Source organism: Streptomyces sp. NBC_01260, assembly GCF_036226405.1.
Taxonomy (GTDB): domain Bacteria; phylum Actinomycetota; class Actinomycetes; order Streptomycetales; family Streptomycetaceae; genus Streptomyces; species Streptomyces laculatispora.
In genome coordinates this window covers 5,428,127-5,451,007 of the sequence record NZ_CP108464.1, presented here as the reverse complement: position 1 = coordinate 5,451,007, position 22,881 = coordinate 5,428,127, and the positions used below count along the sequence as shown (strand labels likewise).

The 22,881-nt window shown below is 71.7% G+C and carries 20 protein-coding genes and 2 tRNA genes; 16 read left to right on the top strand and 6 right to left on the bottom strand.

Features of this window, described 5'->3' with window-relative positions:
• Positions 1–15: 15 nt before the first annotated feature.
• The gene (locus OG322_RS24225) at positions 16–612 is read right to left on the bottom strand and encodes a histidine phosphatase family protein (RefSeq protein WP_123471273.1); all 597 of its coding nucleotides are present in this window, start codon (positions 610–612) and stop codon (positions 16–18) included.
• 300 nt (positions 613–912) lie between these two features.
• On the opposite strand from OG322_RS24225, the gene OG322_RS24220 reads away from it, so the two are divergent.
• The 7 genes from OG322_RS24220 to OG322_RS24190 all read left to right on the top strand — a co-directional run bounded on the left by OG322_RS24220 (position 913) and on the right by OG322_RS24190 (position 7,314).
• On the top strand, positions 913–1,884 hold the full coding sequence (locus tag OG322_RS24220; RefSeq protein WP_164494419.1) for a phosphatase PAP2 family protein: 972 nt from the start codon (positions 913–915) through the stop codon (positions 1,882–1,884).
• Positions 1,790–2,956: a hypothetical protein gene (locus tag OG322_RS24215; RefSeq protein WP_329306908.1), complete on the top strand. Its 1,167-nt coding sequence runs from the start codon at positions 1,790–1,792 to the stop codon at positions 2,954–2,956. Before OG322_RS24220 ends, OG322_RS24215 begins: the two co-directional genes overlap by 95 nt.
• Entirely contained in the window at positions 2,947–4,554 is a 1,608-nt protein-coding gene (locus tag OG322_RS24210; protein WP_123471275.1) for a hypothetical protein, read from the top strand. The genes OG322_RS24215 and OG322_RS24210 overlap by 10 nt, the downstream gene beginning before the upstream one ends.
• Complete coding sequence (locus OG322_RS24205; protein WP_123471276.1) at positions 4,551–5,885, top strand: AAA domain-containing protein; 1,335 nt, start codon at positions 4,551–4,553, stop codon at positions 5,883–5,885. Before OG322_RS24210 ends, OG322_RS24205 begins: the two co-directional genes overlap by 4 nt.
• A 122-nt stretch (positions 5,886–6,007) precedes the next feature.
• Positions 6,008–6,349: a hypothetical protein gene (locus OG322_RS24200; RefSeq protein WP_123471277.1), complete on the top strand. Its 342-nt coding sequence runs from the start codon at positions 6,008–6,010 to the stop codon at positions 6,347–6,349.
• Between the two features lie 193 nt (positions 6,350–6,542).
• A complete protein-coding gene (locus tag OG322_RS24195; protein ID WP_123471278.1) occupies positions 6,543–7,250 on the top strand; it encodes a bifunctional DNA primase/polymerase in 708 nt (235 codons plus the stop codon).
• Positions 7,241–7,314: transfer RNA gene (locus OG322_RS24190), tRNA-Lys, on the top strand. The genes OG322_RS24195 and OG322_RS24190 overlap by 10 nt, the downstream gene beginning before the upstream one ends.
• 70 nt (positions 7,315–7,384) lie before the next feature.
• Here the strand turns inward: OG322_RS24190 and OG322_RS24185 are convergent.
• Positions 7,385–8,626 (bottom strand): M6 family metalloprotease domain-containing protein, encoded by a 1,242-nt coding sequence (locus OG322_RS24185; RefSeq protein ID WP_164494420.1) that lies wholly within the window; start codon positions 8,624–8,626, stop codon positions 7,385–7,387.
• Positions 8,627–9,247: 621 nt separating this feature from the next.
• Between OG322_RS24185 and OG322_RS24180 the strand changes: the two genes are divergently transcribed.
• Positions 9,248–10,996, top strand: a complete 1,749-nt coding sequence (locus OG322_RS24180; protein WP_443066598.1) for a putative bifunctional diguanylate cyclase/phosphodiesterase — start codon at positions 9,248–9,250, stop codon at positions 10,994–10,996.
• Positions 10,997–11,125: 129 nt separating this feature from the next.
• Here the strand turns inward: OG322_RS24180 and OG322_RS24175 are convergent, their stop codons facing one another.
• A complete protein-coding gene (locus tag OG322_RS24175) occupies positions 11,126–12,223 on the bottom strand; it encodes an LLM class flavin-dependent oxidoreductase (RefSeq protein WP_123471281.1) in 1,098 nt (365 codons plus the stop codon).
• A 129-nt stretch (positions 12,224–12,352) separates the two neighbouring features.
• On the bottom strand, positions 12,353–13,174 hold the full coding sequence (locus tag OG322_RS24170; protein WP_123471282.1) for a maleate cis-trans isomerase family protein: 822 nt from the start codon (positions 13,172–13,174) through the stop codon (positions 12,353–12,355).
• A gap of 197 nt (positions 13,175–13,371) precedes the next feature.
• Here OG322_RS24170 and OG322_RS24165 point away from each other — a divergent pair, with 197 nt between their 5' ends.
• The 8 genes from OG322_RS24165 (at position 13,372) to OG322_RS24130 (ending at position 20,468) form a co-directional block, all read left to right on the top strand.
• The gene (locus OG322_RS24165; protein ID WP_123471283.1) at positions 13,372–14,331 is read left to right on the top strand and encodes a D-2-hydroxyacid dehydrogenase; all 960 of its coding nucleotides are present in this window, start codon (positions 13,372–13,374) and stop codon (positions 14,329–14,331) included.
• Positions 14,332–14,586: 255 nt separating this feature from the next.
• Entirely contained in the window at positions 14,587–15,489 is a 903-nt protein-coding gene (gene ehuB / locus OG322_RS24160; protein ID WP_123471284.1) for an ectoine/hydroxyectoine ABC transporter substrate-binding protein EhuB, read from the top strand.
• Positions 15,490–15,508: 19 nt separating this feature from the next.
• Positions 15,509–16,243 (top strand): ectoine/hydroxyectoine ABC transporter permease subunit EhuC, encoded by a 735-nt coding sequence (ehuC, locus tag OG322_RS24155; RefSeq protein WP_123471285.1) that lies wholly within the window; start codon positions 15,509–15,511, stop codon positions 16,241–16,243.
• Positions 16,240–16,884 (top strand): ectoine/hydroxyectoine ABC transporter permease subunit EhuD, encoded by a 645-nt coding sequence (gene ehuD, locus OG322_RS24150; RefSeq protein ID WP_123471286.1) that lies wholly within the window; start codon positions 16,240–16,242, stop codon positions 16,882–16,884. The genes ehuC and ehuD overlap by 4 nt, the downstream gene beginning before the upstream one ends.
• Positions 16,874–17,725, top strand: a complete 852-nt coding sequence (ehuA, locus tag OG322_RS24145; protein ID WP_124284094.1) for an ectoine/hydroxyectoine ABC transporter ATP-binding protein EhuA — start codon at positions 16,874–16,876, stop codon at positions 17,723–17,725. Before ehuD ends, ehuA begins: the two co-directional genes overlap by 11 nt.
• 166 nt (positions 17,726–17,891) lie before the next feature.
• On the top strand, positions 17,892–18,650 hold the full coding sequence (locus tag OG322_RS24140; RefSeq protein ID WP_123471288.1) for an IclR family transcriptional regulator: 759 nt from the start codon (positions 17,892–17,894) through the stop codon (positions 18,648–18,650).
• Positions 18,651–18,733: 83 nt separating this feature from the next.
• A tRNA-Lys gene (locus OG322_RS24135) sits at positions 18,734–18,807 on the top strand.
• A gap of 155 nt (positions 18,808–18,962) precedes the next feature.
• Entirely contained in the window at positions 18,963–20,468 is a 1,506-nt protein-coding gene (locus OG322_RS24130) for an MFS transporter (protein WP_123471289.1), read from the top strand.
• Here the strand turns inward: OG322_RS24130 and OG322_RS24125 are convergent.
• Positions 20,445–22,121 (bottom strand): AMP-binding protein, encoded by a 1,677-nt coding sequence (locus tag OG322_RS24125; RefSeq protein ID WP_329306906.1) that lies wholly within the window; start codon positions 22,119–22,121, stop codon positions 20,445–20,447. The genes OG322_RS24130 and OG322_RS24125 overlap by 24 nt on opposite strands.
• Positions 22,122–22,147: 26 nt before the next feature.
• A complete protein-coding gene (locus tag OG322_RS24120) occupies positions 22,148–22,738 on the bottom strand; it encodes a lytic polysaccharide monooxygenase auxiliary activity family 9 protein (RefSeq protein ID WP_123471291.1) in 591 nt (196 codons plus the stop codon).
• Positions 22,739–22,881: the final 143 nt, after the last annotated feature.

Sequence of the window (22,881 nt, the reverse complement as noted above, 5' to 3'; positions counted from 1 at the left end):
TCGAAGTGCCCGGGGCTACCGCTCCAGGTGCCCCGTGTCGTTCCAGCGTTCCAGCGCCGGGGCCCCGTACGCCCACCCCAGCACCGACAGCGACGTCGGATCCAGCCGGATGCGCGCCGCGAACGACACGTCCTCGCCCAGCCACCGCGCCCCCAGCGCCCGCAGGATGTGGCCGTGGGCGAAGACCAGCACGTCGCGGTCGGCCGAGCGGGCCCACTCGACGATCTCGTCGGCACGGGCCGACAGCTCGGCCAGGGTCTCCCCCTCCGGTACCCCGTCGCGCCAGATGAACCAGTCCGGGCGGATCGCCTTGATCCCGGCCGGGGTCATCCCCTCGTACGCCCCGTAGTCCCACTCCATCAGCGCGTCCCACCGCTCGGCCCGCCCGCCGAACCCCGCGAGCTCGCACGTCTCGGCGGCTCGTACGAGCGGGCTGGTGCGGACCTCCAGACCGGGCAGGTCCGCCCATGGCCCCCGGTGCAGCCGCTCGCCGAGCAGCTTGGCGCCCGCGCGCCCGGCGTCGAGCAGCGGAATGTCCGTCCTGCCGGTGTGATTGCCGTTGACGGACCATTCCGTCTGGCCGTGCCGGGCAAGCAGGATTCGCGGTGCCATGTGACGGCTCTCCCTGAAACTGAGACCTCTGATCCTGGATCTGAGATCTTGGACATCGACGGGGACGGAACCGTCCGGCACGCTACGGGTGAACGGTGGGAACGGATCGTCCGGATTTCCATCATCGCGCACCCGCGCGTAAGGCAACCTGGGGGCCCGCACCGGCGTCCCACACACCGCAGACAGATCCGAGCAGCTGAGGGGCGCCGAAGGGCACCCCTGGGGGAATCGCGGCCGACCCGCACCGTACGGTTGAACGTCCGCCGTCGGCCGCATGAACACATGATGGAGAACTTCCGGATGCCGCATGCCACCGCCGCGCCCGCGCCGCGCCCCCGGCCCCGCTGGTGGACCGAGCTGCCGCTGCTCGCCCTGGTGTACGCGGCGTACTCGGGCGGGAGACTGCTGGTACGCGGCGACGTGTCGACGGCCGTCGACCACGGACTGCGCATACTGCACCTGGAACAGTCGCTCCGCATCAACTTCGAGCACCCCCTCAACCGGCTGCTGACCGCGCACTCCTCGATAGGGATACCCGCCGACTTCGCGTACGCGTCGCTGCACTACCTGATAACCCCGGCCGTCCTCATATGGATGTTCCGAAGGCACTCGGAGGCCTACCGCAGGGCCCGCACCTGGCTGATGACCTCCACCATGCTCGGCCTGATCGGCTTCACGCTGATGCCGACCTGCCCACCGCGGCTGCTGGCCGCCGGACACGGCTTCGTCGACACGATGGCGCAGTACAGCTCGTACGGCTGGTGGGGCACCGAGGCGAGCGCCCCGCGCGGCATGGGCGGCATGACCAACCAGTACGCGGCGATGCCGAGCCTGCACGTCGGCTGGGCGCTGTGGTGCGGGATTCTCATATGGCGCCACGGGCGGCACCCGCTCATACGCGCGGCCGGTGTCGCGTACCCCCTGATCACCGTCTTCGTGGTGATGGGTACCGCCAACCACTACTTCCTCGACGCCGTCGCCGGCGCCGCCGTGATGGGGATCGGCGCCCTGGTGGCCCGGCCCGTGACGCGGCTCGCCAACCGGGTCGGCGACGCGGTCCTGACCCGATTCGCACGGGTGGGCGCGGTCACGGAGTCCCCGGATGTCAGTGCCGGATGCAAGACTTCCGCGGGTGAGCGAATCCCCGGCCAGCGGACCTCCTCCGCAGATCCCACCGATGCCGCGGCACCGGCCGGTCCACCTGCCCCGGCCGACGTCCCCGCCTCCGCGGGAAGAGCCGCGGGCGGTGACGCTGCGGCAGCGGCTCGCTGAGCTGAGGGGCCCGGCCGTCGCACCGCGTCCGCTGGACGCCCGCGCACTGGCCGCCCTCGCCGCCAACCCCGGCTGCAAGCGACGCGCCCTGCTCGACGGGGCCGGCGTCGACAAGGCCGCCCTCGCCACCGCACTCGGTTCACCGGCCGCTTTCGGCCAGTCCCAGTTCGCCTTCATGCGGGGCAACGCCTTCGAGGCCAAGGTCAAGGCCGACGGCGGTACGGAGCTGATGCGCCTGCTGCACGAGCGGCTCGGCGAGCCCGGGGAGCCGCCGCACGGTGTCGCGGTGCCCGATCTGACGGCCGCCGGCCCCGAGGGCCGCGCCGCGCGCACCGCACTGGCCCTGCGGGAGGCGACCGGGGCGGGCGGCTGGGCGCTGCTGGACCACCCGATGCTGGCCCTGGAGGTGGCGGGCTCGCCCGCCTATCTGGAGCCGGACGCGGTGGTGGTGCACCCCGACGGCACCTGGACCGTCGTCGAGATCAAGTCCTTCCCCATGATCGACGGTTCCGCCGACGCCGCGAAGGTCGGCGCGGCCGCCCGCCAGTCCGCCGTCTACGTACTGGCGCTGGAGCGGATCGCCGAGGTCACCGACGGGGCGGAGGTCGGCCACCGGGTGCTGCTGGTCTGCCCCAAGGACTTCTCCAACCTGCCGGCCGCGTCCGTCGTCGACGTGCGCAAGCAGCGTGCGGTCACCCGCCGCCAGCTGACCAGGCTCACCCGGATCGAGGACATCGCGGCGGCCCTGCCCGAGGGCACCACCTTCGACCCGGAGCGCTCCCCCGAGGAGCTGGGCACCGCCGTCGAGTCGGTCGCAGCGGCGTACGCGCCGGAGTGCCTGGCCGCCTGCGAACTCGCCTTCCACTGCCGGGGCAAGGCCCGCACGGCGGGCGCCGTGGAGGCGCTGGGGCGCAGCGTGCGGGGCGAGCTCGGCGGGCTGACCACGGTCGGCGCGGTGCTGGCCGCGGCGGCGGGCAAGGAGGGCGATCCGGCGGATCCGACGGTCGCCGCGCTGCGCCGCGCGGCGGCCCTGCGCGCCGAGGCGCTGGAAGGCGGCCCCGCATGTCACTGATCTCCACCCTGGCCAGGCTGGAGGCCGTGGAGAGCGGCCGCGCGCAGCCGACGGCCACGGTCCGCCACCGCCATCTCACCGACCGGCCGCTGGTCCTGGTGCCGCTCACCACCGCGGGTGAGGCGGGCGCCCCGCTCGGCGCCCTCGTCGGCACCGACCGGGACGCGCCCCGGCTGCTGGTCGTGGCCCAGCCGCGCGACCGGGACCTGCGGTTCGCGTTCCTCGCGGAGCTGGCCGAGGCGGTCCTGCCGCACATCGAGTCGTACGCGGACGTGATCGAGCCCGCCGAACGCAGCGAGACCGACCCCGCGACCGGCAAGAAGGTCAAGGTCGAGACCGAGCTGTGCACGGACGCCGCGCAGCTGATCGTGCCGAGCCGGGCGGGCATCGAGTTCGTCCGGCTGCTCGGCCGCTCCATGCGGTTCCGGCGCACCGCCGAGGACGACCCCGACACCCCGTATCCGGCGCCCGCCCGCGTCCCGCTGCTGGGCCGCTGGCTCACGCACTACGGCGAGCGCGCCCGGGTGCCGGGCTCCTCGCTGCTGCTGGCCGGCACCGATCTGCTCAACCGGCACTGGGCGACGGGCCAGTCCACCCTGGAGGACCAGCATCTGGGCGCCCTGCTCGCCTGGGTCGACCCGCCGGACGGCGAGTCCGGGGCCGAGGCGGCGTTCCGCGCCGAGCTGGCCCGGGACCGCGAGGGGCAGCTGCTGTGCCCGCCCGCCGGACCGGCCACCGACCCGGACTTCGACAACCGGCTGCTGGCCCCCGCGATCGAGAAGTACGACCGCGCGCGCACCTCGCTCGCCGCCGCCGAGGACGGGCTGGCGGCCGATGCCAGGCTCGCTGAACTGACCGCGGCAGAGCGGGAGATCAGGGCCCTGCTGGCGGGGGTGCTGCGGCCCACCTGGGACGCCGTGTGGCGGGGCCTGGACCTGCTGCGGGAGCTGCCCGAGGGAGCCAGGGCCGAGGACCGCTGGACCCGCGACCGCTGGTCGTTCACCGGCCACCGGGACCGGGTGCGGTCCGGCGAGCCGCCGCAGCCGCGCCGGGACGACGCGGTGACGGCGGCCCGCAAGCTCGCCTCGCGGGAGACCGCCCAGGCGCAGCTGGAGGCCCAGGAGGCGCTGGACGATCCGCTGGTGCTGGCCGGCCGCCGGCTGGCGGGCGAGGCGTTCCTCGGGGAGGTGACCGGGGTGGAGATGACGTACACCGAGTCCAAGCGCCCCTCGCCGCGCCCGCTGGTCACCGTCCGCACCGGTGAGCAGCCGCAACTGGCCGACCGCGTCAAGGTCTACCGCTCGCTGGACGGCAAGCCGCAGACCGCCGAGTTCGCCGGATACGGGCCGCAGGAGGAGGGCGCAGCGCCCGCGCTGGTGCTGCGGATCACCGACCGGATGGGCCGGGGCAGGGAACCGGCCCCGGGTTCGGTGCCGGAGCCGGGTGACCGGATCGCCTGGACCCTCTTCGAGCACGACCAGCGCGGCGGCCCGAAGCTGCCGGATCCGGAGGAGACGCCCTGGACGCACGGCGGTCCGCCGGGCTCCGGTGCGGCTGTCGAGAGCCCTGACCCCGTGACCCCGGAGGACCTGCTGTGAGCGACGGATTCGACCCGGGGGCGGCGGCGGGCCGGGCCACCGCCCAGATCCTGGACGACACGCTGAACGGCACGGCCCGCGGCATCGTGGTGGACTCCCCGCCCGGCGCGGGCAAGTCGACCCTGGTGGTCCGCGCCGCGCTGGAACTCGCCGCGGCCGGGCGCCCGCTGATGGTCGTCGCTCAGACCAACGCCCAGGTCGACGACCTGGTGGTGCGGCTGGCCGAGAAGGACCCGGGGCTGCCGGTCGGCCGGCTGCACAGCAGTGACTCCGACCCGTACGACAAGGTGCTGGACGGGCTGGCCAACGTACGGAAGTCGGCGAAGGCGGCGGATCTGGCAGGGCTGGACATCGTCATCTCGACGGCGGCCAAGTGGGCCCATGTGAAGAACGTCGAGCCGTGGGGGCACGCGATCGTCGACGAGGCGTACCAGATGCGCTCGGACGCGCTGCTGGCCGTCGCCGGACTCTTCGAACGGGCCCTGTTCGTGGGCGATCCGGGCCAGCTGGACCCGTTCTCGATCGTGGGTGCGGACCAGTGGGCGGGGCTGAGTTACGACCCGTCGGCGAGCGCGGTCTCCACCCTGCTGGCGCACAACCCGCAGCTGCCGCAGCGCCGGCTGCCGGTCTCCTGGCGGCTGCCCGCGTCGGCCGCGCAGCTCGTCTCGGACGCGTTCTACCCGTACACCCCGTTCCGCAGCGGTACGGACCACGGGGACCGGCTGCTGTCGTTCGGCGTCGGGTCGGACGGCTCGGCGGCGGACCGGGTGCTGGACGAGGCCGCGGAGTCCGGCTGGGGCCTGCTGGAGCTTCCGGCCCGGCACACCCCGCGCACGGATCCCGAGGCGGTCCGGGCGGTGGCCACCGTGGTGCGCCGGCTCCTGGACCGGGGCGGCGCGGCCACCAGTGAGCGTTCTCCGGACCCGGCTCCGGTGACGGCGGACCGGGTCGCGGTCGGCACGGCCCACCGCGACCAGGCGGCGGCGGTGCGGGCGGCGCTCGCGGAGCTGGGGGTGACGGGCGTGGCGGTGGACACCGCGAACCGGCTCCAGGGCCGCGAGTTCGATGTGACGGTGGTCCTGCACCCGCTGTCCGGCAGGCCGGACGCCACCGCGTTCCACCTGGAGACGGGCCGGCTGTGCGTGCTGGCCTCCCGCCACCGCCACGCCTGCGTCGTGGTCTGCCGCGCGGGCGTCGCGGAGCTGCTGGACGAGCACCCGTCGACGGAGCCGGTCCAGCTGGGCGTCACGGTGAAGTTCCCGGACGGCTGGGAGGCGAACCACCGGGTGCTGGCGCACCTGGCGGAACACCGCGTGAGCTGGGGGCGTTGAGTCCGGGGGCGCGTCGGGGCGCGGCTGCCGGGAGGGGATCGGCGCACGCCCCCGTAAGCGCCCTTGCGGCGGGTTGGACAATAGAGGGTGGCCGTCGGGCCCACCGAAGGAGGAACAACCACATGGCACAACCCGAGCGGAACGAGCGGCAGCGGCTGCGCCCCGCACCCCTGCTCTTCGAACCGTCGGCGTCGGTCGCCGACCCCGAGCACTTCTTCGACCTGGAGTCGATGGACGATCCGATGGAGCTGCTGAGCCGTTCCACCGAGCTGGCCCTGGCGTTCCGTGCCGCGACCGACCGGGCGGTCGAATTCCAGGCGGTCGCGGCCGCTCAGCTGGCCGATCCGCGCCGGTTCGACCGGCTCACGACGGCGGACATCGCGCAGCGGGCGGAGTGGACCGAGGACTACGCGACGAAGATGGTCGAGTTCGGCCGAAGCCTGCTGAACGACCCCAGGCCCTGACTCCCCGGCCCTGGCTCCCGACGGCGGACCGGCTCCCCGGCTCCCCGGCTCCCGGGTCGGCGCTGACTGGCGCTGACCGTGGGTAGAACCACTGGCATATGCCCGGGGGCAAGATACTCCTCGTCACCCCGAGCTGTCCCGATTTCCGGCAACTCTCGGAATCCGGTCGATCACTCCCGGTAGACCTGTATGCATGACCGCATGGCTGCCAGACGAAACGACCCTGCATCACGGCGACGGCCCCTTCCGGGAAGCCGACGTCTTCGCCGTCCTGCGCGAGCAGGCCGGTCACCAGACGGCTCAGGTGACCGCGGCCGGCGCCGCCTGGCTGGCCGGCGCCGCGGCGTATCCGCGCAGCGCCCTGAGCCAGTGGGAGTCGCACCCGTCCGCTCCCGGAGTCCTGCCGTGCGGTTCGTCCTTCGACGTGGTGAACGTGCCCACGCTCTTCGGACGCCGGATGCTCGAACACCTCTGGGCGGACGGTCCGGGCTCCGGACCGGTCGCCACGCACCGCGGCCGGATGCTGCTGTTCGCCTCCCCCGGGACCGCCCAGCGACTGCCCTCGCTGCTGGACTGGGAGGAGTGGGGCGGGGGTCCCGCGTCCCGGCCCGGAGAGGACCGGCCGGAGCAGGACGAGAGCGGCCGGAAGGTGCCCCCGCTGCTCTGCCACGGCATCGGCGACGCAGTGACAGTGCCACCCCTGACCTGCGGACCGAACGCCTCGGGACCCCGCTGGGTGGTCGCCCCCGACACCCGCAGCCCCTGGCTGCCGGGGCCCGACGTACTGCTCTGGGCATGTGTGCGGGTGGCCCGGTCGGTGCCCTCGTCGGGGCCTCGTATTTCGATTTTTCCTCCCGCCGATCAGGGTGCTAAGGTCTACGACGTCAGCAGGCGCCGCTAGCTCAGTTGGTTAGAGCAGCTGACTCTTAATCAGCGGGTCCGGGGTTCGAGTCCCTGGCGGCGCACAGACGGAAGAAGCCCCCTCGCGCGAGCGAGGGGGCTTCTTCGTCGTGGCCGTCCACCGCTGGACACGGCCTACGTCCCGGTGGCGATCCGGACCGTCCAGGCACCCGAGGGGGTCCGGTCGGCGACCTCGACCGTGGTGTGTCCGCCGGGTACGGAGAACGTCTCACCGACCTGCAGCGGGGCGTCCGCGAGCGGCGGATAGACCGACCGGTCCCAGCAGGCGTCGGTGCCGGGGTGGGTGTCGATGACGTCGACCGGCCCGCCGCCCGACGGGGCCTCGTTACGGATCCGGTAGAGCAGCACGCCCTCGCTGCAGGTCGACCGGTCGTTGCCGGTGGCGCTGCGGGCCTCGATCGCCACGGCGCTGCCCTCGCCCGTCCTGATCACCGCGAGCCGGGTCCCGATGGACGCGCCGCGCACCGGCACGGCCGCCATCGACTCCAGGGTGACGACCCGGTCGCTCTGGATGCAGGTCACCTGCCGGTCGTCCAGCCAGCCCAGCTTCCACTTGTGCCAGCCGAAGAGGTCGGGCGCGAGTCCGAACTGGCTGCCCATCACGTCCCAGTCGCCCACGTAGGTGTCCCAGTCGCCCTTGCCGTCCGCGGGCCGGTGGTAGAGGTCGGGCAGGTCGAAGACGTGTCCGGTCTCGTGGGCCAGCACGTTGTGGTCCGGCGGGTGCTGTTCGAAAACGGTGACGACGCGCCTGATGTCCGTACCGTCGGCGTGCAGCGGCTGGTCGAAGTTGACGACCTTGGTGGCGTCCGAGTCGACGCCCGGGGCGTCCGGATCGGCGACGAGGTAGACGATGTCGTACTTCGAGAAGTCCACCTCGGGGTCGGCCGCGTCGATCGCGTCGTGCAGATAGGCGCTGCGCCGGTCATTGGCCCAGTCACGCTTTATGCCGTACCAGACCGACGACTTGGGCATCTGGATCCACTGCCGCTGCGGGTGCGGGCGCAGGGTGAACTTTCCGTACGAGGCGCGCTGGAAGAACCGGGTGGTGGCGGGGAAGTAGTCGGAGGTGAGCTCGGCGGGGGTGGTGACGGGCCGGGCGTCCGGGAACGAGAGGAAGACCATGACCGCGTCGAGCGGATGGTCGGGGCGGGGGTAGGCGCTGTTCCACTCGTCCAGGCCCAGCGAGTGGTGGGCCTGGGTCCGGGGCAGCGCACAGGCGTCGGCCGCACCGGTGGCGGCCGCGACGGGTCCCGCGACGAGCGAGGTGGCGGCGACCGCCAGGAGAGAGACCAGCCCGGCCGTCACGGCGCGCGGACTCGGTCTCACCACCCCTCCGGGTCCGTGCTGACGCGGCACATCTACCTCCGGGTGCGGGGTGCGGACGCCTGGGATCTTCAGCACCCTCCCGACCACCCTGTGGCGATTCAGGCGTTACGTCCTGTTGAGCTGCCCCAGTCGGGTCAGCGGCCAATCCACGCGCCCCCTTCACAGACAGTCACAATCGATCACGGACGCAACGTGAGAGAACAGAGCCGCACAGAAACGATCAGTAGCGGGCAAACCGGATCTGCGCGCGAATGGCCCATGCACAGCGGGCACGGGGTCCGGAACGGTCGGGGCGCTGGAACGGCCGAGCCGCCAGCCTCTATGCTTCACCTCGCTTTCCTCCGCGCTTTCCGCCCCTGACAACGGCGCTCCACGCGGCGGGCCAGTCCGACCAGACCTGTCCGGGACAGAACTGCATGGCGGGAGCGAACGGTGAGCGCAACCTCCGATGGGCCGAGGCCCCCGGCAGGCACAGCAGCCTCTTCCCCAGGACCATCGGTCACGGAGCGTCATGAGTCATGGCCCATCGGGCGGGCTCCTGAGGACGTCACCGGCAGAACCGCCTCGGACATCGCCTCCGACGTCGCCGCGGAAGCAGCCGCCTCCGGGCCGCACGACTACCGGGCGGCCTTCCGGGCCGCCACGCTCCCGATGGCCGTCGTCGACGACGAGGGCCTGATCGTCACCGCGAACGAGGCCCTGTCCGCCCTGGTCGGCATCGCCGCCTCGGCGCTCACCGCACAGTCCGCCTCCGATCTGGTCGACCTCGCGGCGGACGGCCGCACCTGGCACGCGTACCGCGAGGTGCTGCACGGCCGGCGCTCCCGCTTCCGCTGCACCCGCCGGCTCAAGCACCCCGACGGGCGCTCGCTGTGGGCCGAGATCACCGTCGTACCGTTACTCTCGGCCAAGCCGGACCGCGACGGCGACTGCGGCTGCGGCGCACAGGGCGCGGCCGGCGGAAGCCGCCCGCCCGGCCAGGTGCTGCTCTCCGTCGCGGACGTCAGCGACCGGCGCGAGCTGCAGAAACGGCTGCGCCATCTCCAGATGCACGACCCGGTGACCCGGCTGCCCAACCGCACCCTGTTCTTCGAGCGGCTCTCGGCCGTCCTGGAGGCCACTGGGTACCAGGACGACACCCATCCCGGACGCGGCCGGATCGGGCTCTGCTACCTCGATCTGGACGGCTTCAAGGCCGTCAACGACACCCTGGGCCACCGGATCGGCGACCTCCTGCTCGCCGCCGTCGCCGCCAGGCTCACCGACTGCGCCGAGCAGGAGGGCCCCCACCCCACCGCCGCCCCTCTGGTGGCGCGCCTCGGCGGGGACGAGTTCGCGATCCTGGTCGAGGAATCCACCGGTACGCAGCAGCTGACCGACCTCGCCCGCACCGTGCTCGCCGCGCTCCAGAAGCCCTTCGACCTGGCCGGCCAGCGGGTCTCCGTCTCCGCGTCGATCGGAGTGGTGGAGCGGCCCGTGGCGGGCACCTCGGCCACGGGTCTGATGCAGGCCGCCGATACGACGCTGTACTGGGCGAAGGCCGACGGCAAGGGCCGCTGGACCGTCTTCGACCCGGAGCGCAACGCCCACCGGATGACCCGCCAGGCCCTCTCGTCCAACCTCCGGCCGGCCGTCGAACGCGGTGAGTTCACCATCGAGTACCAGCCGCTGGTCGGCATGGCCGACGGGGTCGTGCGCGGGGTGGAGGCGCTGGTCCGCTGGAACCACCCGCAGTTCGGCATGCTCTCGCCGAATCGGTTCGTCGCGATCGCCGAGGAGGACGGCTCGATCGTGCAGCTCGGCCGCTGGGTGCTCCGGGCGGCGTGCGGCCAGGCCCGGCGCTGGCAGCTCGACCACCCGGCCGAGCCGCCGCTGTTCATCAGCGTCAATGTCGCGGTCCGCCAGGTCTGGGACTCCGACCTGGTCACCGATGTGGCGGAGATCCTCGCGGAGACCGGGCTGGACCCGGCGCTGTTGCAGCTGGAACTGACCGAGTCCGCGGTGATGGGTTCGGCGGGGCGCCCGCTCCAGGCCCTCCAGTCGCTCAGCGACATGGGCGTCCGGATCGCCATCGACGACTTCGGGACCGGCTACTCCAACCTCGCCTACCTGAGCCGCCTGCCGGTCTCCGTACTGAAGCTGGACGGCGCCTTCGTGCACGGATTCCGCTACGAGGACGGCACGCACCCCAGCCCCGCCGACGAGACGATCGTCGAGGCCATGGTCCAGCTGGCGCACCGGCTGGGCCTGACCGTCACCGCGGAGTGCGTGGAGACGGCCGGCCAGGCGGAGCGGCTGCGCCGGATCGGCTGCGACACCGGGCAGGGCTGGCTCTACTCCCGCGCGGTCGCCCCGGAACGCATCGCCGAACTGCTCGGCGCCCGCGCGCTGGAGGCCTGAGGCGGCGCCACCCGCAGCCCCGGCGGTCAGCCGGAGCCGCGTCCGGCCGCGGCTCCGGGCAGCTGCGCACGAAGTCCCGCACCCTGGACGGGACGGCGGGCGTGCGGGGCCACGCCACTCCCGGCCGGGTCAGGCCCCCGGCAGCCCGTACGCGTCGGCGATGAGTCCGTAGCTGTGCAGGCGGGCATCGCCGCCGTGGGCGTTGGCGGTGATCATCAGTTCGTCGGCGCCGGTGCGCTTGGCCAGGTCGTCGAGGCCGGTGCGGACCTCGTCCGGGGTGCCGTGGACGATGTTGACGAGCCAGCTGTCGACGAACTCGCGCTCCATCGGGGTGAAGGCGTAGGCCTCCGCCTCCTCGGGCGTCGGGACCAGTCCGGGGCGGCCCGAGCGCAGGCGGAGCATCGACAGGGCGCCGGTCAGGACCTGGCGGCGGGCCTCGCGTTCGTCGTCGGCGGCCAGGGCCGCGACGCCGATCAGGGCGTACGGCGCGTCCAGGACCGCGGACGGCTTGAAGGACTCCCGGTACAGCTCCAGGGCGGGCACGGTGTTCTGGGCCGAGAAGTGGTGGGCGAAGGCGAAGGGCAGCCCGAGCATCCCGGCCAACCGGGCGCTGAAACCGGAGGAGCCGAGCAGCCACAGGGGCGGGCGGGCCGGGGACTGGACGCCGCCCTCGGAGGTGGCCTGGACGGGGCCGGGCACCGCGTGGATGCGGGCGTAGGGGTGGCCGTCGGGGAAGTCGTCGTCCAGGAAGCGGGTCAGCTCGGCGAGCTGCTGCGGGAAGTCTTCCGCGCCCTCGTTCAGCCGGTCGGTGCGGCGCAGGGCGGCGGCGGTGGCGCCGTCGGTGCCGGGGGCGCGGCCGAGGCCGAGGTCGACGCGGCCGGGGGCCATGGCCTCCAGGGTGCCGAACTGTTCGGCGATGACGAGCGGGGCGTGGTTGGGCAGCATGACGCCGCCGGAGCCGAGCCGGATGCGTTCGGTGTGGGCGGCGGTGTGGGCCAGGATCACGGCCGGCGAGGACGAGGCGACGCCGGGCATGGAGTGGTGTTCGGCGACCCAGTAGCGGTGGAAGCCGCGCCGCTCGGCGAGCTGCGCGATCTCGACCCCGGTGCGCAGGGCCTGGCTCGCGGTGCGGCCCTGGCCCACGGTCACCAGATCGAGCACGGAGAGCGGAACGGGTGCCGTTCCCTGCGCCTTGCCACGGATCTCGTCGCCTCGAATCTCGTCCACGTCCTGACCTCTCCGATGGTGCTCGTACGTCCTTCGTGCGTCCGGAGAGACCAAACAGGAGGATGACTCCGTTTATTCCCGGGGGCCGCTCGGGGCCCGCCCGCGGCGCTCGGGGCCCCGCCCCCGGGCCTACTGCCCGGAGCTTCCCCGGCCGTAGGCGTTCTGGCCGTGCGCGTACTTGCGTCCGCTCCCCCAGATCCCCCGGGCCGGCGGCGGGGCCGGGGCGGGCGGCGCTTCGCGGGCCGCGAAGATGGTGCCCAGCCTCGCGGCCCAGGCGTGGCGGTCGGCCAGGCGCAGCGCCTCCTGGACGGCCACCTGGTTCGCGGTGAGGACCGGTTTGCCGAGCAGCTCCTCCAGTTCCGTGAGGTGGCTGACCGTGTGCAGGGCCGTGTCCGGCAGCAGGACCGCGTCCGCGTCCGGGCGGTCGGCCGCGGTGGCCAGCTCCTTCACCCGGTCCCGGCCCCACGCCGCGGCCTCGGTGGCCGTGGCGGCACCGGCCGCGTGGGTGGCGAGCACCTCGATGCCCTCGTCCTCCAGGAACGCGGTGAAGCGCGCGGCGATCCCCTCGGGGTACGTCGCGGCCACCGCGACCCGGGCGGCGCCCAGCTTCCGTACCGCGTGGACGAAGCCGATGGAGGTGCTGGAGACGGGCACGCCCAGCGCTCGGGCGACGGCCGCGGCCTGGGCGCGGGCGCCCTGCGGGCCGTACAGGAAACTGCCGCCGTCGCAGGCCCAGACGACGGACTCGACCCCGGAGCGCTGCAGCTCCTCGGCTCCGGCCGCGAGCCGGTCAGGGGCACCCAGCGCCCGCAGGGCGTCCTCACGGTAGGCGTCGTCGGGACACTCGGTGTGGTTGACGACGAGTCTGATGGTGCTGTCGAGCAGGATCTCCATCCGCGGGTAGTCGTCCGCCGCGAAACGGCCCGGGTAGAGGAAACCAACGGTCGTCATGTCCACCCTTCCTGTGGTCCAGCCGCGGCCCGGCCGCCCTGCGGCCGCGTTCCGGCTGTGATCCGAAACTCCCCCGTCCCTGTTCAAGTATTCCCCCATCCGCCCCGGTCATCGCCCTGACCTGTTGACGGGGGCGGGAGCTGCTGCGAGCGTGGGGCCTGAGCCCACCTCGGCCGACGCGGGAGGAACCGTCCCCCATGCCGGAACCCGTCCTGCTCGTCCTGGACGCCGATCCGCCACCCCGGCTCGGCCGGCTGGCCGGACGGGTCCGGGTCCGCCATGTCGACGGGGCCGGTCTGGCCGCGCTGCTCCCCCATGCCGATGTCCTGCTGGTCTGGGACTTCGGCTCCGACGCGGTGCGGGAGGCCTGGCCGGGTGACGGGCCGCGCCCGGCGTGGGTGCATACGGCGAGCGCGGGCGTGGACCGGCTGCTCTGCCCGGAGCTGGTGGAGTGCGACACGGTGGTGACCAATGCCCGGGGTGTCTTCGAGCAGCCGATCGCCGAGTACGTGGCGGGGCTGGTGCTGGCGTTCGCGAAGGACCTCCCCGGCACGCTGGAGCTCCAGCACCGGCGGCGGTGGCGCCACCGCGAGAGCGTCCCGGTAGCGGGCTCGCGCGCCGTGGTCCTCGGCGCCGGGCCGGTCGGGCGCGCCATCACCCGGCTGCTGATGGGGCTGGGCGTCGAGGTGGCGCTGGTGGGGCGCACCGCCCGGCGCACGATCCACGGAGCGGGGGACCTGGACCGGCTGGCGGCGCAGGCCGACTGGGTGATCTGCGCGGCGCCGCTGACCCCGCAGACGTACGGGATGTTCGACACCCGGTTCTTCGGGCTGATGCAGCCGTCCGCCCGGTTCATCAATGTGGGGCGCGGTCCGATGGTCGTCGAGGGTGACCTCATGGACGCGCTGCGCAAGAGGTGGATCGCGGGTGCGGCACTCGATGTGTTCGAGCGGGAACCGCTCGGCCCGCAGAGCCCGCTCTGGGACGTACCCAACCTGATCGTCTCTCCGCACATGAGCGGTGACACGGCGGGCTGGCGGGACCGGCTGGGCGAGCAGTTCGTCGCGATGTACGAACTGCTGGCGGCCGGGCAGCCGTTGCCGAACGTGGTGGACAAGCGGCTCGGCTACATCCCGGGGACGGACCTGGACGAGTGACCCCAACCCGGCCCGCTCGATGCCGACTTCAGCACCCCATTGCGGACATCTACTGATAACACCCCGTCATCCGTCCCATCTCGCAAGGAAATACGCCCCGCACCCATCCCGTCGCGCTCCGCCCACCTTCAGACACGGGAAGGTCACCCTCCGGCCACCGTTCGGTTACATGCGGCCTCTTCCTGCATAGACGTACGGGATCGGGCAGCGTTCACCCTGTCCGGACTGTTCGAACCTTCCAGGAGACTGCGAACCATGGCTGACTTCCCGAACCTGTCCCGCCGGGGCTTTCTCAACCGATCGGCGGCCGTGGGCGGTCTGCTCGTCGTCCCCGGCCTGCTCACCGCTTGCAGCAAGACCGGCGCCGACTCCGCGGACGGCGAGGGAGCCCTCGCCAAGCTCCGCAAGCAGGGTTTCGTCCGGGTCGCGTACGCCGACGAGGCCCCGTACGGGTACATGGAGGGCAAGCAGCTCAAGGGCGAGGCGCCCACCCTGCACCGGGAGATCTTCAAGGCGCTGGGTGTCGACGAGCTGAGGCCCACCCTCTCCGAGTGGGACGGGCTGATCCCGGGCCTGCAGGCCAGCAAGTACGACGTGGTCAGCGCCGGTATGGCGATCACCCCGGAGCGCTGCGCCAACGCACTTTTCTCGGAGCCGGAGTTCATCTCGCCGACCGCGATGATGGTGAAGAGGGGCAACCCGAAGAAGATCACCGATCTGGCGTCCGCGAAGGCGGCCGGGGTCACCATCGGTGTGATGGCGGGCGCGGTCGAGGACTCGTACGCCAAGGGCGCGGGCATATCCAAGGACAAGATCAAGACCCTGCAGAAGCCGCAGGACGGCGCGGACGCGGTCAAGGGCGGCCGGATCGACGCGTTCCTGCTGACCGGCATCTCGCTGCGCTGGCTCGCCAAGACCAACGCGGGCACCGAGGTCACCGACGCCTTCCTGCCGGAGCTCGACGGGAAGAAGCAGTACAGCCCCGGCGGCGCCGTCTTCCGCAAGGGCAACGAGGAACTGCGGGACGCCTTCAACCGCGAGCTGAAGAAGATCGTCTCCGACAGGTCGCGCTATGTGAGCCTGCTCCAGGACTACGGCTTCGGGGCCACCGAGCTCCCGCCGGCCACCCTGAAGACGGCCGATCTGTGCAAGGGCTGACAGGGACGGAACCCACCGCATGAGTGATTTCTTCTCCGCCTTCATGGACGATCTCCCACAGTTGCGCTCGGGTCTGTGGGTGACCCTGGAGGCCACGATCCTGGGCGCACTGCTGGCCCTGGTGCTGTCGTTCGTCCTCGGGCTGATGTCGATCAGCCGGCTGCTGCTGTCGCGGGGCGTCTCGCGCGTGGTGGTGGAGTTCTTCCGCGGCACCTCGCTGTACGTCCAGCTGTTCTGGTTCTACTACGCGATGCCGCCGCTCACGGGGTACGAGCTGTCGCCGCTGCTCTGCGGCGTCCTCGCCTTCGGCCTCAACTACGGTGCGTACGGGGCCGAGGTGGTGCGCGGGGCGATCAACTCCGTGCCGCGCGCCCAGTACGAGGCGACGATCGCGCTGAACATGACGCCGCTGCACCGGATGCGCAAGGTGATCCTTCCGCAGGCGTGGGTGCAGATGCTCCCCTCCCTCACCAACCTGCTGATCCAGCTGCTGAAGTGCACGCCGCTGCTGTGGCTCATCTCGGCGGCCGACCTGATGACCGCGGTCGAGAAGCTGCGCAGCCGTACGGGTGAGACCCTCACCGCCTATGTGACCCTGCTGGCCTGCTACTTCGTGCTGGCGTACGCGCTGACCCTGCTGATGAACCTGCTGGAGCGGTCCGCCAAACGGCGGCTCGGCCTGGAGACCGGCGGGCGCAGCCTGCTGAAGTCCCGCAGCGCCGTGACGGCAGCGGCCGCCGGAGGTGCCCGGTGAACGAGGGATTCAAATGGGACGCCGTCGGCGAGGCCCTGCCCCTGCTCCTCCAGGGGTTCAAGGTCACCTTGCTGGCCACCCTGCTGGGCACGGTGGTCGCCGCCGTGCTCGGGCTGGCGATCGCGGTCGCCGGACGGGCCCCGAGCCGGTTGGTGACCGTGCCGGTGAAGATCGTGATGGAGTTCATCCGCTCCACCCCGCTGCTGATCCAACTGGTCGGCGCGGCCGCCGTGTTCAGCTCGGTGGAGCCGCTGACCATCGGCATCGTGGTGCTGGGCGTCCACTACGCCACGTACACCTCCGAGGTGTACCGCGCCGGGATCGACAGCGTCCCGAAGGGGCAGTGGGAGGCCTGCCGGGCCCTGTCGATGTCGCCCCGGCGGACCTGGCAGGCGGTGATCCTGCCGCAGGCGGTGCGCAACGTACTGCCCGCCCTCGGGAACTACGCGATCCTGATGTTCAAGGAGACCCCGTTCCTCGCCGTGATCACGGTGCAGGAGATGGTCTTCAAAGCCCGTGAGTACGGGGCCGGGCACTTCGTGTACACCGAGGTGTTCACGCTCGCCGGAGTGCTCTTCCTGGTCGCGAGCTACCCGACCTCGCTGTTGATGAGAAAGCTGGAGAAGCGCCTTGGCCACTGAACCTCTCCCCTTGCAGAAGACCGCGGCCACGGCGCCCGAGGACGTCGTGGCCGCCCCCGCCTCCATGGACGGCGGGCACCCGCTGGTCCGCTTCGACAAGGTGGTCAAGCAGTACGGCGACCACGTCGTCCTCGACCAGCTGGACTTCACGGTCGAGCGCGGCGAGCACGTCACCCTGATCGGGCCCAGCGGCTCGGGCAAGACCACGATCCTGCGGCTGCTGATGACGCTGGAGAAGGTCAGCGACGGCGTGATCCGGATCAACGGCGACCCGCTGACCCATATGCGGGGGGCGGACGGCTCGCTGAAGCCGGCGTCCGAGAAGCATCTGCGCGAGGCGCGGAAGAAGATCGGGATGGTCTTCCAGCAGTTCAACCTCTTCCCGAACATGAAGGTGCTCCAGAACATCACCGAGGCACCGGTCAACGTCCTGGGCATGGACCGCGACAAGGCGGAGGCCCGGGCCCGGGAGCTGCTCGATCTGGTCGGGCTGTCCGCGAAGACCGACGCCCACCCCTCCCAGCTCTCCGGCGGCCAGCAGCAGCGGGTCGCGATCGCGCGGGCGCTGGCGATGGAGCCGGAGATCCTGCTCCTGGACGAGGTCACGTCCGCGCTCGACCCGGAGCTGGTGGCGGGCGTACTGGAGCTGCTGGGCGACATCGCCAGGAACACCGACATCACCATGCTCTGCGTGACCCACGAGATGAACTTCGCCCGGGACGTCTCGGAGAAGGTACTGATGTTCGACGCCGGGAGGGTCGTGGAGTCGGGACCGCCGGAAAAAATCTTCTCCGATCCGGAGCACGAACGTACGCGCGAATTCCTCAACGCGGTGCTGTGACCTCGGCATCCGTCGATCGCCAATGACTCCGGCACATGCCAGACGAGTGCGCCCCAGCTCGCAGGGCCGGGGCGCACCGCCGAGTCGTCAACACCCGCCCCTGAAGAGGCCCTTGGCGGCTATCGTGAGGGCGCAGCTTGCGGTCACAACCTGGTAGGGGGAAACCGTGGCGTTGAAGCCCGAACCGACCGCGCCGTTCCATTCGGTGCAGTACGCCCTTCGTGTCCTCGAAACGGTCTCCAAGCACGGCAACGGCGTGACGGACGCCCAGATCGCCCGGGAGACGGGACTGCCCGTGGGGCATCTCGCCTCCCTCCTGCTCATGCTGCGCCGCGAGGGGTACGTCGAGCAGATCACCGACGGCGCGTACGTGACCGGCGCCTCACTGTTGCTGCTCGGCTCCGGTGCGGCGCGCAGACAGGCCGTGGAGGCCCGGCTCCAGCAGGCGCTGATGCAGCTGCGCGACTCGGTCGGTGCCGCGATCTACATCAGCCGGTACGTGGACGGCGAGATCCGGGTCACCCAGTTCGCCGACGGTCCGCGCACCCCGGCGGTCAACGAGTGGGTGGACTTCCGGTCCGCGGCCCATGCGTCGGCGTTCGGCAAGTGCCTGCTGACCCAGCTGGACCAGAACGGACGCCGCGACCACATTTCGCGGCACAAGACCGCGCGGCTGACGTCGCGGACCATCACGAGCGAGCAGGTCCTCTTCTCCAAACTGGACAGCCAGCCGGCGACGGTCCCGGTGCTCGACCTCCAGGAGTACGCGGTCGGCACGGTGTGCGCGGCGGTGCCGCTGACCGCGGGGGCCTCGGCGGGATGCCTGGCGCTCTCGCTGCCGATCGAGGACGCGCATCGCCTGCGCGAGGCGGCGGACACGCTGAACCGGCGCGCGGCACCGGTGCTGCTGTCCCTGGCCCTGTAGCGCTCCAAAGGCGCTTGAAGCGGGGGGCCGGGACACGTGTCATCGGCACCCCTGAGGACCAGGTATTATTTTCGAGTCAGCACGCGCCGCTAGCTCAGTTGGTTAGAGCAGCTGACTCTTAATCAGCGGGTCCGGGGTTCGAGTCCCTGGCGGCGCACAGACACCACACGAGGCGGTCTCCGTTCAACGGAGACCGCCTCGTGTGTTTTGTGCTGCCCTCGACGCCAGACAAGCGTCTTACACATCGGTTTTACACGTTCGTTTTACACATACGTACTAGACAACCGTTTTACACGCTCGTATATTCCTGACATGACAACACCTACGAGCACCGCCACCGCCCCCGGCGAGCTTGCCGGCCGCAGGGAGTGGACCGCCTTCGTGGTCCTGCTGCTCCCTCTCCTCCTGGTCTCGATGGACGTGTCCGTCCTCTTCTTCGCGATCCCGTCCATCGACCGGGACCTCGCGCCCAGCGCCACCCAGCAGCTCTGGATCTTCGACGTGTACGGCTTCGCCCTGTCCGGCCTGCTCATCACGATGGGCTCGCTCGGCGACCGGATCGGCCGCCGCAAGCTGCTGATGATCGGCGCCTTCGCCTTCAGCGCGGCCTCGGTCGGCGCCGCCTACGCCACCGGCCCCGAGATGCTCATCGCGACCCGCGCCCTGCTGGGGATCGGCGGTGCGACGCTGATGCCGTCCACGATGGGTCTGGTGCGCAACATGTTCCGCGACGAGCGGCAGCGCAGCCGGGCCGTCGGTATCTGGTCCGGTGCCATGGCGGGCGGGATCGCGCTCGGCTCGGTGCTCAGTGGCGTCATGCTGGAGCACTTCTGGTGGGGTTCGGTCTTCCTGATCAATGTGCCGGCGATGGTGCTGCTGCTGGTCCTGGTGCCGGTGCTGGTGCCGGAGTTCAAGGACCCGGCCCCGGGGCGGTTCGACTTCCTCAGCGTGCCGCTGTCGATGGGTTCGGTGCTGCCGGTCGTCTACGGGGTCAAGGAGAGCGCCGCCCACGGCATGGACGCGCGCAACGGGCTGATCATCCTCGCCGGGCTGGCCATCGGCTGGGTCTTCGTCCGCCGGCAGCGCGGCCGCAGCGACGCGATGATCAGCCGCGAGCTGTTCCGCGCCCGCGGCTTCGCCGCCGGGATCGGCCTGAACGCGCTGGCCTCCTTCGCGATGATGGGCTCCGCCTTCTTCACCACCCAGTACCTCCAGTCGGTCCTCGGAATGGGCACGATGGAGGCCTCGCTGTGGAGCCTGGCACCGTCACTGGCGGTCGGTGCGGCCGCGCCCGCCGCCACGGCCATCGCCCAGCGGACCGAGCGCAGCCATGTCGTCTGCGCCGGGTTCGTCATCGCGGCGGCCGGATTCGGGATCCTCGCCCTGTCCGGCACCGACTCGCTGTGGCTGCTGCTCGTCGGCTCGGCCGTGATGAGCAGCGGCATCGTGACCGTGATGGCGCTCGTCTCGGACCTGGCGCTGTCCACCAGCCCGCCGGAGAAGGCGAGTACGGCCGCCTCGCTGCTGGAGACCGGGCAGGAGTTCGGCGGGGCGATGGGGATGGCGCTCCTGGGCGCGGTGGCGACCGCGGTCTACACCGCCGAGATGCCCGACTCGGCGCCGGACGTGGCCCGCAGGACGCTGCCCGGAGCGCTGTCCACCGGCGACGGTTCACTGATCTCGGTCGGGCGGGAGGCCTTCGTGCACAGCATGCAGTTCGCGTCGGTGGCGGGGTCACTGATCCTGCTGGCGGGGGCCGTCCTTGCCGTGACGCAGCTGCGGCGGGCGGCCCTCTCACGCCCGTCCGGCGTCCGATGACAGCAGCTCGACGCGTCCGTGCTCCTGGAACTCAGTCGTAAGGGCTGCGAGTTGTTTCTCCCCGAACGGGACGTACCTGCCCTCCGGGTCCCGGCACCACACCGCGGCCCCGGACCAGAATCCCGCCAGCCGCAGCCCGGCCCGGTGCACCTTGTTCGTCGCCGTCACCGGCATCGCTCGCACGATCCGTACGAACCGGGGCGCCATCTTCGTCCCCAGGTCGGGCTGGTCCCGGAGGAACGCGGCGAACGCGGCCGGATCGAACCGGACCCCGTCGCGCAGCGCCAGCGCCGCCATCACCTGGTCCCCCGCGACCGGGTCGGGCACCGCGTAGACCGCCACGGCCGCCGCGTCCGTCCAGCGGGCGAGGATGTTCTCGATCATCGCGGCGGCCAGGTTCTCGCTGTCGACCCGCAGCCGGTCCTCGGTCCGGCCCGCGAAGTAGAGGAAGCCGTCGGCGTCGCGGAAGAAGAGGTCACCGGTCCAGTACCAGCCGCCGCGCACCCGGGCGGCGTCCGCCTCCTCGTTGCGCCAGTAGCCCTCGAACGGGGTCCGGCCGCGGTTGACCAGCTCCCCTATCGCGGCGGCGCCGTTGAGCAGCTTCCCACCCTCGCCGAAGACCGCGGCGACCCGCTCGCGGCCGCTCGAAGGGTCGACGACGGCGAGGTCGTCGCGGTCCGAGGCCCGGCCGATCGCACCCGCCGGGGTGTCCGGAGTCCGCTGGATCGCCGCACCGCCCTCCGAGGAGCCGTAGCCCTCGGTCAGCCGCACCCCGAACCGCTCCCGGAAACGGGCCGCGTCCACGGCGCCCGCCTCGGTGCCGAAGCCGGTGCGCAGCGGGTGCTCCCGGTCGTCGGGGCGCTCGGGTGTGGCCAGCAGGTACTGCACGGCCCGGCCGACATAGGTGAAGTACGTGGCCCCGTGGGCGCGTACGTCGGCGAGGAAGCCGGATGCCGAGAAGCGGCGGCGCAGCGCGACGGCGGCGCCGCCGGCCAGTGCGGGTGCCCAGTCGGCGATCACCGCGTTGCCGTGGAACATCGGCATGCAGATGTAGTGGACGTCCTCGCGCCGGACCCCGAAGTGGTCGACGAGCGACTGACCGGCCGCGGCGAGCCGCCCCTGGGTGCAGACGGCGGCCTTGGGCGCGCCGGTGGAGCCCGAGGTGAAGTAGAGGAGCATCCGGGTTCCGGGCCCGGGGCGGCCGAGGACCGCGTCGCCCGGCTCCGCCCCGGCGTAGGGGGCGAGCAGTCCGGCGTACGCCTCGGAGTCGGTGACCAGCACCCGGACACCCGGCAGCTCCAGGCCGTCGAGCAGCGGCAGATGGGCGCGCTCGGTGATCAGTACCCGGCATTCGGTGTGCAGGATGTCGCGGGCCAGTTCGGCGCCGCGACGGGTGGGGTTGATGCCGGCGACGGCGGCCCCGGCCAGGGCCGCCGCGCTCAACCACAGCGGAAATTCCGGGGTGTTGTCGAGCAGCACCCCGAGGTGCGGTTCGCTGCCCGCCGGCAGCAGATCCGCCAGGAGCGCGGCCCGTGCGGCAGCGCCCGAGGCGACCTGGTGGTGACTGAGGACGATGTCCTCATACCTCAGTCCGGGCCGGTGGTCGCCCCATTGGCGCTGTACGAGCTCCGCGACGGTGCCTGCGCTCCTCATGGCGCCGCACGGTAACTGACTATACGTCAGAACTGAACATCGGAGCACGAGTAGAACGCGTTGGCCGTGTCCGCGATGTTCCAGACGCTCAGGATGATGTGCTTCCCGGTCTTCTGGGTGGGAATGGTGCCCTGCTGGGTCAGCGTGGCCGGGGGCTGCTGGTTGTTGTACGGCACCGTCATGAACGGCTGCGACTCCAGGTCGGAGCGCTTGAGCGGCTTGGTGGGGTCCCAGCCGTTCTTGGTGATGTAGTAGCGGAAGTCCGTCGTGGCGTGCCGGGCGGTGAACTGCCAGCGGAAGCTGAAGCCCTGGCCCGCGGTGACGTGGGTGGCGGGCCAGTTGCCGCCCCGCGGGTCGTCGAGCTGCGCGAACTCGCCGTGGCCACCGGAACAGATCGCGCCGTCGGCGGGACCGGCCGCCGGGAAGCCCTTGGGGCCCTCGACGCTCTGCGGCTCCCACTGGATGTTGCCGCAGCCGGTCACCGTGCCGTTGGCACAGAGCTTCTGACGGCTGATGGGGTTGTCGGTGTAGCCGTGGCTGCTGGCACTGCTGGTCGCGAACATCGAGACGCCCGCTACCGCAAGGCCCACCAGGGCCGCACCTGTCTTCTTACGCATTGCTGACGCTCCTCGGATACGTGGGGGAGGTTCCATGAGCACTGCTGCGCGCGTGTCGTGCGGTCTAGACCAAGGCCTAGATTATTGACGGATCATGAACATGTCCAGACCAATGGGAGTTGGATTCCGGTTCGCCTCGCAAG